This window comes from Cetobacterium sp. 2A (genome assembly GCF_014250685.1).
Classification (GTDB): Bacteria; Fusobacteriota; Fusobacteriia; order Fusobacteriales; family Fusobacteriaceae; genus Cetobacterium.
The window spans coordinates 1-13,618 of the sequence record NZ_JACFAJ010000003.1 but is presented as its reverse complement, the minus strand read 5'-3'; the positions used below and the strand labels follow the sequence as shown (position 1 = coordinate 13,618).

The 13,618-nt window shown below is 27.7% G+C and carries 20 protein-coding genes; 6 read left to right on the top strand and 14 right to left on the bottom strand.

What is annotated here, in order from left to right:
* Positions 1-58: 58 nt before the first annotated feature.
* The 7 genes from H3N56_RS02050 to H3N56_RS02020 all read right to left on the bottom strand — a co-directional run bounded on the left by H3N56_RS02050 (position 59) and on the right by H3N56_RS02020 (position 5,618).
* A complete protein-coding gene (locus H3N56_RS02050) occupies positions 59-265 on the bottom strand; it encodes a hypothetical protein (protein WP_185879647.1) in 207 nt (68 codons plus the stop codon).
* A gap of 120 nt (positions 266-385) precedes the next feature.
* Entirely contained in the window at positions 386-1,450 is a 1,065-nt protein-coding gene (locus H3N56_RS02045) for a hypothetical protein (RefSeq protein ID WP_185879646.1), read from the bottom strand.
* A gap of 57 nt (positions 1,451-1,507) precedes the next feature.
* Positions 1,508-1,723, bottom strand: coding sequence for a hypothetical protein (locus H3N56_RS02040; protein WP_185879645.1), 216 nt, complete (start codon positions 1,721-1,723; stop codon positions 1,508-1,510).
* Between the two features lie 303 nt (positions 1,724-2,026).
* Positions 2,027-3,193, bottom strand: a complete 1,167-nt coding sequence (locus H3N56_RS02035; protein WP_185879644.1) for a DEAD/DEAH box helicase — start codon at positions 3,191-3,193, stop codon at positions 2,027-2,029.
* A gap of 55 nt (positions 3,194-3,248) precedes the next feature.
* Positions 3,249-3,989: an NADPH-dependent oxidoreductase gene (locus tag H3N56_RS02030; protein WP_185879643.1), complete on the bottom strand. Its 741-nt coding sequence runs from the start codon at positions 3,987-3,989 to the stop codon at positions 3,249-3,251.
* 58 nt (positions 3,990-4,047) lie between these two features.
* The gene (locus H3N56_RS02025; protein WP_185879642.1) at positions 4,048-4,842 is read right to left on the bottom strand and encodes an HAD family hydrolase; all 795 of its coding nucleotides are present in this window, start codon (positions 4,840-4,842) and stop codon (positions 4,048-4,050) included.
* The gene (locus tag H3N56_RS02020; protein WP_185879641.1) at positions 4,842-5,618 is read right to left on the bottom strand and encodes an RNA methyltransferase; all 777 of its coding nucleotides are present in this window, start codon (positions 5,616-5,618) and stop codon (positions 4,842-4,844) included. The genes H3N56_RS02025 and H3N56_RS02020 overlap by 1 nt, the downstream gene beginning before the upstream one ends.
* A gap of 111 nt (positions 5,619-5,729) precedes the next feature.
* On the opposite strand from H3N56_RS02020, the gene H3N56_RS02015 reads away from it, so the two are divergent.
* Both H3N56_RS02015 and H3N56_RS02010 read left to right on the top strand, forming a co-directional pair.
* Positions 5,730-6,917: an AarF/UbiB family protein gene (locus H3N56_RS02015; RefSeq protein WP_185879686.1), complete on the top strand. Its 1,188-nt coding sequence runs from the start codon at positions 5,730-5,732 to the stop codon at positions 6,915-6,917.
* 63 nt (positions 6,918-6,980) lie between these two features.
* A complete protein-coding gene (locus H3N56_RS02010; protein WP_185879685.1) occupies positions 6,981-8,009 on the top strand; it encodes an extracellular solute-binding protein in 1,029 nt (342 codons plus the stop codon).
* A gap of 54 nt (positions 8,010-8,063) precedes the next feature.
* Here H3N56_RS02010 and H3N56_RS02005 read toward each other — a convergent pair whose 3' ends face one another.
* Positions 8,064-9,005 carry a calcium/sodium antiporter gene (locus H3N56_RS02005; RefSeq protein ID WP_185879684.1) on the bottom strand — a complete coding sequence of 314 codons (942 nt, stop codon included), beginning with the start codon at positions 9,003-9,005 and terminating at the stop codon, positions 8,064-8,066.
* Between the two features lie 125 nt (positions 9,006-9,130).
* Here H3N56_RS02005 and H3N56_RS02000 point away from each other — a divergent pair, with 125 nt between their 5' ends.
* The 4 genes from H3N56_RS02000 (at position 9,131) to H3N56_RS13225 (ending at position 11,179) form a co-directional block, all read left to right on the top strand.
* Positions 9,131-10,042, top strand: a complete 912-nt coding sequence (locus H3N56_RS02000) for a DNA polymerase III subunit beta (protein WP_255492136.1) — start codon at positions 9,131-9,133, stop codon at positions 10,040-10,042.
* Positions 10,039-10,221, top strand: a complete 183-nt coding sequence (locus tag H3N56_RS13305; protein WP_255492135.1) for a hypothetical protein — start codon at positions 10,039-10,041, stop codon at positions 10,219-10,221. The genes H3N56_RS02000 and H3N56_RS13305 overlap by 4 nt, the downstream gene beginning before the upstream one ends.
* Positions 10,222-10,322: 101 nt before the next feature.
* A complete protein-coding gene (locus tag H3N56_RS13510) occupies positions 10,323-10,694 on the top strand; it encodes a CorA family divalent cation transporter (protein ID WP_370521047.1) in 372 nt (123 codons plus the stop codon).
* Complete coding sequence (locus H3N56_RS13225; RefSeq protein WP_370521046.1) at positions 10,595-11,179, top strand: magnesium transporter CorA family protein; 585 nt, start codon at positions 10,595-10,597, stop codon at positions 11,177-11,179. Before H3N56_RS13510 ends, H3N56_RS13225 begins: the two co-directional genes overlap by 100 nt.
* Before the next feature lie 65 nt (positions 11,180-11,244).
* On the opposite strand, the gene H3N56_RS01990 is transcribed toward H3N56_RS13225, so the two are convergent.
* The 6 genes from H3N56_RS01990 to H3N56_RS01970 form a co-directional block, all read right to left on the bottom strand.
* The gene (locus H3N56_RS01990; protein ID WP_370521045.1) at positions 11,245-11,739 is read right to left on the bottom strand and encodes a S16 family serine protease; all 495 of its coding nucleotides are present in this window, start codon (positions 11,737-11,739) and stop codon (positions 11,245-11,247) included.
* Between the two features lie 11 nt (positions 11,740-11,750).
* Positions 11,751-11,999: a hypothetical protein gene (locus H3N56_RS01985; protein ID WP_185879683.1), complete on the bottom strand. Its 249-nt coding sequence runs from the start codon at positions 11,997-11,999 to the stop codon at positions 11,751-11,753.
* 5 nt (positions 12,000-12,004) lie between these two features.
* Positions 12,005-12,769: an AAA family ATPase gene (locus H3N56_RS01980; protein ID WP_185879682.1), complete on the bottom strand. Its 765-nt coding sequence runs from the start codon at positions 12,767-12,769 to the stop codon at positions 12,005-12,007.
* Between the two features lie 69 nt (positions 12,770-12,838).
* Positions 12,839-12,964, bottom strand: a complete 126-nt coding sequence (locus tag H3N56_RS13300; protein ID WP_255492134.1) for a hypothetical protein — start codon at positions 12,962-12,964, stop codon at positions 12,839-12,841.
* Positions 12,951-13,136 carry an LON peptidase substrate-binding domain-containing protein gene (locus tag H3N56_RS01975; protein WP_185879681.1) on the bottom strand — a complete coding sequence of 62 codons (186 nt, stop codon included), beginning with the start codon at positions 13,134-13,136 and terminating at the stop codon, positions 12,951-12,953. The genes H3N56_RS13300 and H3N56_RS01975 overlap by 14 nt, the downstream gene beginning before the upstream one ends.
* A gap of 59 nt (positions 13,137-13,195) precedes the next feature.
* Complete coding sequence (locus H3N56_RS01970) at positions 13,196-13,492, bottom strand: LON peptidase substrate-binding domain-containing protein (RefSeq protein ID WP_370521044.1); 297 nt, start codon at positions 13,490-13,492, stop codon at positions 13,196-13,198.
* Positions 13,493-13,618: the final 126 nt, after the last annotated feature.

Genomic DNA, 13,618 nt, shown 5'->3' with positions numbered 1-13,618 from the left:
ATTTTAAGGCACTTCTAAAAATTAATCTTACGTTTATATATGCAAAAAGAGGATTAGTTTAATCCTCTTTTTTTATTTTATCACTTTTTTCCTTAATCATTTCTAATATAAAATCTGATAAAGATAATTCTCCTTTTGCATCATTTATAATTTTTTGTTCATCTTTATTCACTCTAAAGCTCATAGTTATACTTCTTTTTTCCGATGAATCTATCGCTTTACGACCTCCAAATCCACCAGATTTTTGACCTTTGATCCCTGCCATTTTTATCTCCTAATATTTATTTAGTCTCCAACAACTATTGATATTTACTGAACATTTTAAGCTAAGTATGTTTAAACAATTGAAATTCCATCTAGAGAAATAGATGTAATAAGTAAAAAATTAGATTGTTACACATATTCCTAATTTAGTATTAGTCCCTAATCTAGTGTGAGGTCTTACTATTGTAGCTATTCCACTCTTATAATGACGTATGTGACTTCTTACAAAACTTGGCCTTCTAGATTCAACTTTCCAACTTCCGTTTTTGAAAATCGGCTCTACTGTTGAAATCTCAATCTCTCCACCATCTTTTATTTCACTTACTTTTTTATAAAATTTTATCAAAATATTTGTTATTGCTTTTATCATTGGCGTTTCATTGTTGAATTCTATATTCTTTCCGAATATCAAAGAAACAACAGGAATATTTATTCCAATATTAGAAACTTGACAAAGATAAAAAACTTCATTATTATGAAAAATATCATCATAAAAGTGGTTATATATTTCTTGAAACTCTTTTCCAACCACTTTTTTAGAATATTCTTTAACTACATCAAACAGCACTTCATCTACATTTTCTTTGTCTAGTCTAGAGAAACTGAAAGTAAATACTCCTATTGTATCTTTATAAATTTTTCCTTCGTCAAAAACTGAAGCTAAAAAATTTCTAAAAGGTATTATCTTGAGATTTACTTCTTCATTCGTATTGAATTCTAAGAGTTTATTAATATCTTTTATCTTCACTACGTCAAATCCATTTTCTAAATTTTTTTTAACAATTCTATCGAGATCATAATCTCTTACCTCATTTATAAGAGTTCTAACTTGCTCGATAGTATCATCTACATTAATAATATTTTGACCAATCACTATTATTATTTCTTGCGATACTTTATTTAAAGTATCATGATCTAATTCTAATATTTTTAAAACTTCAGAATAAGTAGCTATATATAAATTATTTTTTTTATCATATATACAATTATCAAGAAAAAGTAAATTCTCTATAATATATGTTCTACTATCTATATCTTTTATATATTTTAAAAATCTAGGAAACATATTGACGAAATTGTTATCATTTACATTAATAACATTTTCAAAAGTAGATATTTCAACAATATTTTTATTTGATAGTTTTGATAGTTTTTTCTCTAAAAAATCAACCTTCAACTTTCTCATTCCTTCACCCTCCGCATTTGCTAATGAGCAGTTTTTAGAGATGCCCAGCTCATTTTCTTAGGCTACTGGGTTGTATACCACTGCTTCGTCTGCTATTTCAAGAATTACTTCATCCGTTCCCTCTCTTAAAAATCCAACTATTGATAATCCATTTTCAAAATCAACTATTGTATCTCCAGTTTTTTCTGTTGTATCAGAATTTTTTAAAAGCTCATTTTTTTCTGCCTCTGTAAAACTTCCCCAAGTTCTTCCTACCAAATTTTCATTTTTCATTTTATTACCTCCTAGTTTTTGTGTTTCATCTATATAATAAGTATACTCCATCATTTAAAAAATGTAAAGCGTTTTTTTAAATAAAATGTATTTAATATATAAATAAAAAAAGTGAAGAGGAGAACCTTCACCTTTCAGACTTTTTGAATTTTTAATAAAATAATCTTCTCACTTTTAAAGTGTTGAGATTAAAACGAACAAGGATGTAAGTGTTCTATCGGTGGAACATTACACGATAAATTATAATATAGATTTTAAAACAGCAAAAGCCCAAATTTATGGGCTTTTGCTGTTTTTTTTATTTTATTTAGTAATTTTAGGTTTCTGAATTTTAGCTTTTTTTATTCCACCAATTGCTTTTCCATGAACTTTATTAAAAACAACATTGTTTACTCTTATTATTTCTGAGAGTATTCTCTTATCAGTTGAAGATGAAAAAGATATAACATTTCCATTTTTATTTGCTCTTCCTGTTCTTCCACTTCTATGGACAAATGCTTCCGTTGTTTGTGGCAAATCATAATTTATAACATGGGTTACTTGCGGAATATCAAGTCCTCTTGCAGCTATATCTGTTGCCACTAAAACTTTGAATTCTCCTTTTCTAAATCCTGCTAATGCAGCATCCCTTTGAGTTTGAGATAAATTACCTTGGAAATTTATCGCTTTTATTCCATTACTTACAAGAACTTTACTTAAATACTCTGCTTTAAGTTTTCCATTTGTAAAAACAATTACTGATTCTACATCAGGTGTATTTATAATCTCAATTAATTTCGCCTTTTTTTCAGTACTTTCAATATAATAAAGCTCATGTTCTATTAATTTAACTGGGTCTTTATATTCTACTTCTACTGTTTTATAACCTTTTTTCAATACTTTAAATGCTAATCCCTTTATCTCTTTAGGCATAGTTGCTGAGAATAAAAGTGTTTGCTTTTTCTTTGGAGTTGCTTTAATTATTTTTTCTATATCTTTTATAAATCCCATATTTAACATATGATCAGCTTCATCTAAAACTAAAACCTCTAATCTTGTTAATCCAACCGTTTCTTGTTTAATATGGTCTAGTATTCTTCCTGGACATCCAACTATTATATCAACACCATTATTTAAAAGATCTATCTGATTTTTGATAGAACTTCCACCATATATAGCTATCGATCTTATTCCTATTGATTTTCCTAATTGTAAAATCGAGGTATTAATTTGTTCTGCTAATTCTCTTGTAGGAGCTACAATTAAAGCTCTAACACCTTTTCCTTTTCCCTTAGTTGTAGCTATTCTTTCTAAAATTGGAAGAACAAAAGCTGCTGTTTTTCCAGTTCCTGTTTTAGCTAGTCCTAATAAATCTTCCCCTTTTAAAATAACAGGGATAGATGCCTCTTGTATAGGTGTTGCTTCGATATATCCAATCTCTTCTATCTGCTTTAATATTTCTTCTTTAAATTCAAATTCTTTAAAATTCATTTTATCTCCATTTTTATTTTCTGTATTCCATCCCTATATTGTATCATTTTTTAGATTATTTATCCATTTTAAATCCTTGCTCCTTCAATATTGGATATACTTTTGGAAAATATACTTTAGAGTAATATTGGGAAACAAAATCACTCCAATTCTTTTCTTGTTCCCTTCCTATCTCTATTAGATATTTATCCATTAATTTATCATAACCATCTATTTCTTCAACTATTTTCTCAGGATTATATTTTTCTTCATGGATAAATGTATCTAAAGGTAATCTAGGTTTTTTTCTAGAATTATCTGCTGGGTAACCTAGAGCTAGACCAACTAATGGAAATGTTTTTTTAGGAAGATTTAAAAGTTTTATAATCTCTTCAGGACTATTTCTAATTCCTCCTATACAAACTGTTCCAAGTCCCAGTGATTCAGCGGCTGCAACGGTAGTTCCCAAAAGTATACCGGCATCTACAGCTCCTGCAAGAAGACCTTCAGCACTCTCTTCTATAATTTGAACTTTTCCCGCTTTTTTTACAGCAACTTCTGTTTTATAAAAATCCATTACGAAAATTAAAAATACTGGAGCTTTTTCAATCCATGGTTGTCCGCCTGCAAGTTCAGCCAATTTTCTTTTTGTATCTTTATCTCTTATTACAATTACAGATGTTTGTTGTCCATTAATAGAATTTGGAGCGTCTTGGGCAGATGTTAAAATTTCTAAAATAATATCTTTAGGAATATCTTTTTCTAAATAACTTCTAATGCTTCTGTGATTTTCTAAAACATTTATTACTTCATTCATAATTTAAATCATCTCCTTTTATTTTACTTTGTCCATTTTCTATTCTTTGCAAACGAACTTAATCCTTCTTATTAAATATTTTATCTTTTATTGTCTCAATTACACCATTTTCATTATTGTTTTTTGCTATAAAATTTGAAACTTCTTTTAATTTAGGATGTGCATTTTCCATAGCAAAACTATATTTTGCTGTCGACATCATTTCTAAATCATTTAAATAATCTCCAAAAACCATAGTTTCATCATATGTTATGTTTAAAAGATTTTGAATCTGGAGAATAGCCTCACCTTTATCAGCATCTAAATTTGTAATATCTAGCCAAATTTCTCCTGAAATAGCAACTTTATAGATAATTTCATACTTTTGAAAATGAGGATAAACATTTAATTCTGTTCCAGTTAAATCACAAAATGTAACTTTTAACACCTCATCTTTAACTTTTAATATATCGTCTACGATTTCGTATCTTTCATAGTATTTTTTTACTTCATTGATAAACGAATCTTCATTACATTCAATATAGGCACTATTTTTTCCACATAAAACGATATTTGAAGTAGGAAGTTTTCTTCCTAACTCAACAAGTTCAACTATAGATTCTTGATTCATAGAATTACAAAATAATTCAATATTATCTTTAACTACATAAGTTCCATTTTCAGCTATAAAAAGTAAGTCATTTCTAATAGATTCAAAGTTTTTTAATAAATTATAATATTGTCTTCCACTAGCAATCGCAAATAATATATTTTTATCTTTTAATTTTTCAAAAATTTCCCAGAACTCATTATTTATTTCTTTTTCATCATTTAGTAATGTTCCATCCATATCTGTAACAATTAGTTTAATCATTAGTTACCTCTTTTTATTATTTTATTTCTTATTTCATATAAAATTATTCCAGAAGCCATTGCAACATTTAATGATTCAGCAGTTCCATAAATTGGAATTATAATTTTCTGGTCACTTTCTTTTAATATACTAGCTTCTATTCCATTCCCCTCATTTCCAAATATAATTGCATTTTTTTCTAATAAACACATATCTGTATATGGAACTGAATCTGATTCTAATGCTGTAGATATTATATTATATTGTTTTGTTTTTAAGAATTTTACTAATTCAGTTTCTTCTATATAATAAATGTTTATATTAAAAATTGATCCCATACTGCTTCTCACTACTTTTTCATTATAGTGGTCGACACTTCCTTTGGTGATTAATATATCTTTAAAACCAGCAGAGTCTGCAACTCTTATGATAGTTCCAAGGTTTCCAGGGTCAGACACTTTATTTAATACTATAATATTATCGGACATTTTATCTATTGAAGGTTCTTCGGATTTGTATACGATAATAATCCCTTGCGAGTTTTCTTGAGATGTTAACTGTGAAAATAATTTTTCGTTGATTACTATTTTTTTACAATCGAATTTGTTTAATCTATTTTGTATATTTTCTTCATCTTTAATTTTTTCTGATATTACTATAATTTCTGGAATTTTATTAAAATCTAAAAATTTTATTCCTTCTGCTATAAACATTTTTTCTAAATCTCTATATTTTTTTGTTTTCAATTTTTTAATTTTTTTAAAGGTTTCATTATCTTTACTAACTATAAATTCCATGTGTCCTCCTAAATTTTTATCTAAAGAATATTATACATTAATTTTAAAGTAATTTCTATAAAATCATGGTAAACTTAAAAAAAGGAGGTGGTTTATACGTTTACTTTTAAAATGCTAAAATTACTTCATACACTTGATTTAAATGAAATTCCTGATAATAAGTTTATTAAAGAATTGGACTTTTTTGGAGTTCAAGCTCTTGAGTACTATAGTTCTAGAATTGATATTATGGATGTTGATGTTATTTATCAATTACTTTCTCTATATAACAATAGAAGCAGGGGAGAAAAAAATGATTTAATCAAAAGTTTAAATAGAAAAATTCCTTTACTTTTCAATTTAGAATATTTTGACGATGAACCATTTGAAGTTTCAGAAACTTCGAACTTTTTTAAAGGGGTTTTAAAGTCTAGAGTTTATGTATCTATTAAAGTCCTTAGAAAAAATAAAGAAGAAATTTTAAAAAATATTAGCTCTTTAGAAAGATTAGAATCTGTTTCTAATTATGTTCCTGGAATTGATATTTCGAAAAATCTTAAAAGTTTTACAGACTTTTGTAATAATTCTATGTCTATAGAATATGATTTAAAACTCGAGAATGAAAATCTGTTAAAATTAAAAGAAAAGAAAGAACTATTTTTAACTAAATATCCTGAACTTGAGCATTTAAAGTTTTCAAAATCTTTCCCATATCTTTCTGAACCTGATGTGTGGGTTTCAGAATTTATAGAAAATGGAAGACCTTTGAGTATAGCACTCAGAAAAAACCTTCTAAAAAAGGATGCAGCTTTGAATATAATAAGGACAAGGCTTATATATGCATTGGAGATTGGAATATTTACAAGTAATCTTTCTGATAAAGATATAGTAGTTGAAGATGACGATAATTTTTATTTTAGAAATTGCTATAGAATGATTGAAATTACAGATATTAAAAGAAAAATTTTATTAGAATTTTTAGAGGCTATTTTAGATGGAGATTCTGAAAAATCTATAATCTTTTTAACAAAGTTATCTGAAACTACCCTTTCAGAAGAAAAGTTTATTATTTTTAAAGAAGATGCTACTATTTTTTTAAATGAAAATTTTAAAAATCATAAGACAGTTTCCATTGTTAAATTAATGTGTAATTTATTAAAAATAGCACTAGATAACTCTCTTGTTTTTGAAAAATATATCTATGATTTTTTTAAAGAACTCATGTTTATACAACTAATTGTTTTTAATAGTGGTTATAAAATAGAATTTTTTTCTATCTTAAATAACTTTATAAAATCCATTAAATCTACAGATGCTTGACTTAATTTAAAAAATATACTAGAATTTATCTATTGTATTTTTTTTATTAGGAGGATTTTTTAAATGAAAAAATTTGGTATTTTTATTTCACTACTATTTTTGCTTGTTTCATGTGGAGACAATAAGACTGAAAATAACAAAGTTCTTTATCTTTATGGATGGGCTGATTACGTTCCAAGTGAAATTTTTGATAATTTTGAAAAAGAAACAGGAATTAAGGTTATCGAAGATATTTATTCTTCTAATGAAGAGATGTTTGCTAAATTAAAAGCTGGAGGAAAGGGTTACGATATAGTTACTCCTTCTACAGATTATGTTGAGATTTTAATGAATGAAAATATGTTAGAAAAATTGGATAAAAGTAAACTTCCTACGTTTGATAATATAGATCCAATGGTTCTTGAAAAGATTCAATATTTTGACAAAGATAATTCTTACGCTGTTCCTTATATTATGGGATCAACTGGAATTGCTGTAAATACAAAATATGTTAAAGACTATCCAAGAGACTATACAATCTATGAGAGAACAGACTTAGCTGGTAGAATGACTTTATTAGACGATATGAGAGAGGTTCTAACATCTGCTTTAGGAACTTTAGGATATTCTCAAACTATAGAAGATGAAACTGCTATTGCTCAAGCTTCTGATCTTGTTAAAAAATGGAAGAAAAATATTGCTAAATTTGATTCTGAATCTTTTGGTAAAGGATTTGCAAATGGAGATTTTTGGGTAGTTCACGGTTATGCTGAAAATATTTATCAAGAACTTGATGAAGAACAAAGAGCACATACAGACTTTATTATTCCTGAGAAGGGTGATACTGCATATGTTGATTCATTTGTAATACTAAAAGATGCTCCTAATAAGGAAGCAGCTTATAAGTTCTTAGAATTTATTCATAGACCCGAAAATTATAAACTTGTTTCTGAGCATTTAGAACTTCCATCAATAAATGTTCCTGCTAGAGAACTTATTGAAGTTGAACCAATTTACAAAATGGAGGATTTAAAAGGATCTGAAATTTTAAGAGATATCAAGAAAACTTTAGATATTCAAAATAAATATTGGCAAGAAATAATGGTTGATTAATAAAATAATAAAAAAGCTGGTTGGAATGTAAATTGTTCCAATCAGCTTTTTTTATTAAGAATTTAATAATTTAATAAGATATATTCCATAAACCCCAATCATAATAGCTCCCTGCCATCTTTGAAGGTTTTTCTTTCTAGCAACAAATAATAACAATAGTAAACTAGCAAAAACATTTATACCTATCTCTAAATTAGATCCAGGCATCATAGTTATAGGAGCTATACTTGTAGATATTCCTAAAATAAAGAATATATTAAATATATTTGATCCTACGACATTTCCTATTGCTAAATCAGAGTTCTTTTTCATAGCTGCTACAACCGATGTTGCAAGTTCCGGAAGAGATGTTCCCAGTGCTACGACAGTAAGAGATATTATTCTTTCTGACACTCCAAAGCCAGAAGCTATTTCAACCGCAGAATCAACTATAAATTTTCCACCTAAAATTAATAGAACTAATCCCCCTACAAAAGCTAAACTTGCTACTAAGGGAGTATAATTTTTTATTTCTAACTCTTCCTCTTCTTTTGAAGATACCATCAAGTAAAAATTATAAGCTAAAAAGATTAAAAAGAATAATAGCAGTATAGATCCATCTACTTTTCCTATTACTGAAGTAATTCCATCAAAGTACATATCATTTGCCATAAGAAAAACAATAAATGCAGCCAATAAAGACATTGGAATTTCTACATATGTCGTTGTTTTACTTACTGTTAAAGGATATATTAATGCTGTTATTCCTAAGATTACTAGAGTATTAATAAGATTACTTCCTATTACATTTCCTAACGTTATAGCTGAATGCCCTTGTACAGAGGCAATTACATTTACAACAAGCTCAGGTGCAGATGTTCCAAATGCAACTATCGTAAGTCCTATCACTAAGTTTGGAATATTGAATCTTTTAGCTATTACTGAAGCTCCATCTACTAAAAAATTCGCTCCATAAACTAAGGCAATTACCCCAATTATCATCATTACAAAAGCCATTATACACAATCCTCCTAATTATTTAATTATTTTTATATCTTTATAATATAGCACAAAATATATTTTCTTGTAAGAGTTTACATAATAGTGTATAATTTTTTTAAAAGACTTTTTTGGAGGTAACTATGATTTTTTCTATAAATAGAAATAAATTAGTTGAAATTCTTTCGGATTTTAATAATATATTAAAAGAAAATCCCATTAAGCCCATAATATCAGGTTTAAAAATAGAGGCTTTAGATAATAGAATAATTTTTACAGGAACTAATTTAGAAATAAACTTTATAAAAACATCCGAAGGTGATATAGAAGAGAATGGTGTTGTAATTTTAAAACCTTTCTTAGCTTTAGAATATATCAAGCTCTTAGATGATGAGTTTATAAAATTTTCTCTTAACAAAGAAACTTTAATGATTCATGGAGCAGAATTCTTAGTTTTAGATTCTGAACAGTATCCTGAAGTTGAAGAAATTAAATTCACAGAAATTTCTAAAATCAATAGCTCAAAATTTGTAAAACTTTTAGATAAAACAAAATTTGCTGCAGCAACTTCTAATGAAAACATGGCAATTAATTGCCTTAGAATTATATTTAAAAATAATGAAATCCAAATAGCTTCTACAGATTCTTATAGACTTATTTTTTTAAGTTCTGAAGCTGAGTCTAGTATTGAAAAAGAATTTTCTTTACCTTTAGAAAGCGTTAATATTATTTGTAAATTATTAAAAGATTCAAATGAAGATATAACAATTGGATACAATGACAATTTAATTATTTTCAAATGGAGTAATAGCTATTTCTCTAGTAAAGCAATTAATTTACCATTCCCTAGTTTTAGTGGAATTTTATCAAATTCCTCTTTTTCAAAAGAAATGGAATTTAATACTATTGAACTTAAAAGCGCATTAAAAAAAGTTTTAACTGTTGCTAGAACAAGTGTTGAAACTAAAAATGGAGCTCTTTTAAACTTTGCTGGAAAGAATTTAGTTATGAGTGCTCATTCTGGTAAAGCCAAAATAAACCAAAAGTTAACATGATTAAAAATGGTGACGATTTAAAATGCTCTCTTAATATAAAATATCTATATGAATTTATAGATAATATTTCTAAAAATACAATTATTAAATGTAGTTCATCGTCAGCTATGTTTGAAATTTCAGAATATGAAAATAATTCTTATAAATATATCCTAATGCCTCTTGCATTAAGAGACTAGGAGGCATTATGATAAAATATATAAAAGTCATAATGATTTGCTTGAAAAAAAGACTTTTGTCATCGGAGAAAATCTTGAAATTGAAAAATTAAAAGAAAAAAATACATGGATTCACCTTCTCTCACCCAACTGAAGAGGAGATAAAGGTTATAACTACCGCTTTTGACATCCCTGAAGAGCATATTAGAGCTGCTCTTGATGAAGAGGAGAAAGCGCGTCTTGAAATCGACGAGAGCTTAATTCTGGTTATTATCGACGTTCCAGTGCACAGCGAACAAAATAGATGTTCATTTACAACTATGCCTTTAGGTATAATACTACTAAATGATAATATCATTACTGTATCCACTACTAAGTTTCCTCTTATTGAAGAATTTATAAATGGAAAAATCAAAAGTTTCTTACTTATAAAAAAACTAGATTTATTCTACAATTACTATTTAGAAACTCTACATATTTTTTATACTATCTAAAACAAATTGGAAGAATAAGTGATAATATAGAAAAACAACTTAAAGACTCTATGAGAAATGAAGAGCTCATGCTATTGCTCGAATTAGAAAAAAGTTTGGTTTACTTTACAACTTCTCTAAAATCAAATGAAGCAGTTTTAGAAAGAATGATGAGAACAGAGATTGTTAAAAGATACCCAGATGATTTAGAGCTACTTGAAGATGTTATAATCGAAACAAAACAAGCAATTGAAATGGCAAATATCTACTCAAGTATTTTGAGTGGAACAAGAGATGCTTTTTCTTCAGTTATTTCTAATAACCTAAACGTTGTTATGAAAAAGCTTACATCCATAACAATAGTGTTTGCTATTCCAACTATTGTTTCTGGACTATGGGGAATGAAACGTTTCCGGAATTCCATTTGCAAATACTCCTTATGGATTTTTCATTGTACTTTTGATGGCAATTCTATTTGGTATGTTACTTGCTTGGATTTTATTTAGAAAAGAGATGTTTTAAAATACAAAAAGCAAGAAAGTCTAATCATATATAGACCTTCTTGCTTTTTTTAATAACTTATTTTTTTTATAGCTATATCAATTACATCTTCAAAGTAATTTACAAAATGTGCTTTTATTCCTTCTCTTATATAATCTGGTAATTTATCAAAATCTTTCTTATTATCTTTTGGAAAAATTAGTTCTTTTATTCCAACTCTTCTAGCAGCAATTGTTTTTTCTCTAACTCCTCCAATTGGTAAAACTTTCCCTGTAAGAGTTAACTCTCCTGTCATTGCAAGCTCTTTTCTAACAGGTTTATCTATCGCTAAAGAGTAAAGTGCTAGTGCCATCGTAATTCCAGCCGACGGACCGTCTTTAGGAGTTGCACCTTCTGGAACATGAAGGTGAATTTTATTTTTATCAAAATAGTCCTTTCTCTCCTCTGGACAATTTTTATCTGTTGAAAGATGAGATCTTACATATGAGTATGCTATTTCTGCTGATTCCTTCATTACATCTCCAAGTTGTCCTGTAAGCTTTAATCCACTCTCTTTATTACTTATACTTGTAGCTTCTATGTATAGTGTAGCTCCTCCCCATAGAAGTCCAAGCCAGACCTAAGGTTACTCCTGGAATTTCTTTTTGATACAGTTCTTCTGTAACAAAATACTGGAGCTCCTAAATATTCTTCTAAATTTTTATCTGTTATTTTGATTTTTTCAGTATTTCCCTCAGCTATTTTAAGTGTTACTTTTCTCATTATTTTTTTAATTGCCTTTTCTAGGTTTCTAACTCCGGCCTCTCTTGCATACTTGTCTATCATATCCTCTAATGCAGTCTTACTAATACTAATTCCTTATTATCAAGACCATGTTCTTTTAACTGATGAGGAATCAAATATTTTGTTGCAATTTGAAGCTTCTCTTCTAAAATATATCCTGGCAATTGTATTATTTCCATTCTATCAAGTAGTGGCCTTGGTATTGTATCTAATTGGTTAGCTGTTGTTACAAATAATATTTTTGATAAGTCATATCTAATATCTAAATAATGATCTAAAAATTCTTTATTTTGCTCTGGATCTAGTACCTCAAGGAGTGCCGATGCAGGGTCGCCTCTGAAGCTGTTTCCTATTTTATCAATTTCATCTATCATTATTACAGGATTTGTTGTCTTTAATAATTTTAATGCTTGAATTATTTTTCCTGGCATAGCACCAACATAAGTTCTTCTATGCCCTTTTATCTCAGCTTCATCAACCATACCACCAACTGAGAATCTATAAAATTTTCTATTTAATGCCTCTGCAATAGATTTTCCAATAGAAGTTTTTCCAACTCCCGGAGGTCCAACTAAACAAAGTATTGATCCACTTACATTTCCAGTTTTCATAACTGTACTTATAAACTCTAATATATTAGTTTTTACATCTTCTAAACCATAATGGTCTTTATCTAAAATTGTTTTAGATTTTTTTATATCCAATCTATCTTTTGAATAAACTCCCCATGGTAATTCCACAATAGACTCTATATAAGATCTAGTTATATGATATTCTGGTGAGCTTTTATCTAAAAGATTTAGTTTTTCCATTTGTTCCGTAACTACATTCTTTTGCTTCAGGAGATAATTTTATATGTTTTAATCTTTCTCTAATCTTATCTAATCTGCAGATTTTTCATCCTTTTCCATTCCTAGTTCTTGTTTAATTACCTTTAGCTGTTCTCTTAAAAAATATTCTTTTTGTTGTTTGTTTATTTTTTCATCTATCTGTTTAGATATTTTCATTTGTAATTGTGAGATTTCTAACTCTTTTTTTAACATAGTTAATAATCTTCTCGAACCGATGTTCTAAATCAAATTCTTCAAGAAGTGTTTGGAGTTCTTTTCCTTCTGTTTTTAGCATAGAAGATATTAAGTCTATAAGAATCCCTGGTCTATCATAAGAAACTTGAGACATTAAAAGTTTTAACTCCTCTTGCAAAATTGGATTAACTTTAAAAATCTCTTTAAGAGATGTCATTTATAGCTTAACATATATGCTTTAACTTCATCTGTTGGTGACCCTTCTAGTTCCTTATTATACGTTACGCTCCATAAGATTCCAATATCTGATGAAACAACTTCTTTTTTCTTAAATCTTCCTACTCCTTGTACAATAACTTGCATACTATTTGGAGAAAGAAGGGTTGTTTTATGAATTTTAACAACGGTTCCTACTGTATAAAGATTCGATTTAAAATAATCATCCTCGTCAACTTCCTTAGCAAAAACTAATCCCATAAATCCACCATATTTCTCTTCAGCCTCTTTTATTGAATGTAAAAATTCATCTCCTGAAAAAGTTATGGAATCATTATATTTGGAAAAATTGGTCTTGTAACAAGTGGAAGTATTGGCAATTTTTCTGGAAGTAAATCCTTTATATTCACTAAATCAGTT

Bases quoted from the DNA above. Each gene is read 5' to 3' on its own strand.
- H3N56_RS02050 (WP_185879647.1), bottom strand. From the start codon at position 265: ATGGCAGGGATCAAAGGTCAAAAATCTGGTGGATTTGGAGGTCGTAAA.
- H3N56_RS02045 (WP_185879646.1), bottom strand. From the start codon at position 1,450: ATGAGAAAGTTGAAGGTTGATTTTTTAGAGAAAAAACTATCAAAACTA.
- H3N56_RS02040 (WP_185879645.1), bottom strand. From the start codon at position 1,723: ATGAAAAATGAAAATTTGGTAGGAAGAACTTGGGGAAGTTTTACAGAG.
- H3N56_RS02035 (WP_185879644.1), bottom strand. From the start codon at position 3,193: ATGAATTTTAAAGAATTTGAATTTAAAGAAGAAATATTAAAGCAGATA.
- H3N56_RS02030 (WP_185879643.1), bottom strand. From the start codon at position 3,989: ATGAATGAAGTAATAAATGTTTTAGAAAATCACAGAAGCATTAGAAGT.
- H3N56_RS02025 (WP_185879642.1), bottom strand. From the start codon at position 4,842: ATGATTAAACTAATTGTTACAGATATGGATGGAACATTACTAAATGAT.
- H3N56_RS02020 (WP_185879641.1), bottom strand. From the start codon at position 5,618: ATGGAATTTATAGTTAGTAAAGATAATGAAACCTTTAAAAAAATTAAA.
- H3N56_RS02015 (WP_185879686.1), top strand. From the start codon at position 5,730: ATGCTAAAATTACTTCATACACTTGATTTAAATGAAATTCCTGATAAT.
- H3N56_RS02010 (WP_185879685.1), top strand. From the start codon at position 6,981: ATGAAAAAATTTGGTATTTTTATTTCACTACTATTTTTGCTTGTTTCA.
- H3N56_RS02005 (WP_185879684.1), bottom strand. From the start codon at position 9,005: ATGGCTTTTGTAATGATGATAATTGGGGTAATTGCCTTAGTTTATGGA.
- H3N56_RS02000 (WP_255492136.1), top strand. From the start codon at position 9,131: ATGATTTTTTCTATAAATAGAAATAAATTAGTTGAAATTCTTTCGGAT.
- H3N56_RS13305 (WP_255492135.1), top strand. From the start codon at position 10,039: ATGATTAAAAATGGTGACGATTTAAAATGCTCTCTTAATATAAAATAT.
- H3N56_RS01985 (WP_185879683.1), bottom strand. From the start codon at position 11,999: ATGATAGACAAGTATGCAAGAGAGGCCGGAGTTAGAAACCTAGAAAAG.
- H3N56_RS01980 (WP_185879682.1), bottom strand. From the start codon at position 12,769: ATGGAAAAACTAAATCTTTTAGATAAAAGCTCACCAGAATATCATATA.
- H3N56_RS13300 (WP_255492134.1), bottom strand. From the start codon at position 12,964: ATGAAAATATCTAAACAGATAGATGAAAAAATAAACAAACAACAAAAA.
- H3N56_RS01975 (WP_185879681.1), bottom strand. From the start codon at position 13,136: ATGTCTCAAGTTTCTTATGATAGACCAGGGATTCTTATAGACTTAATA.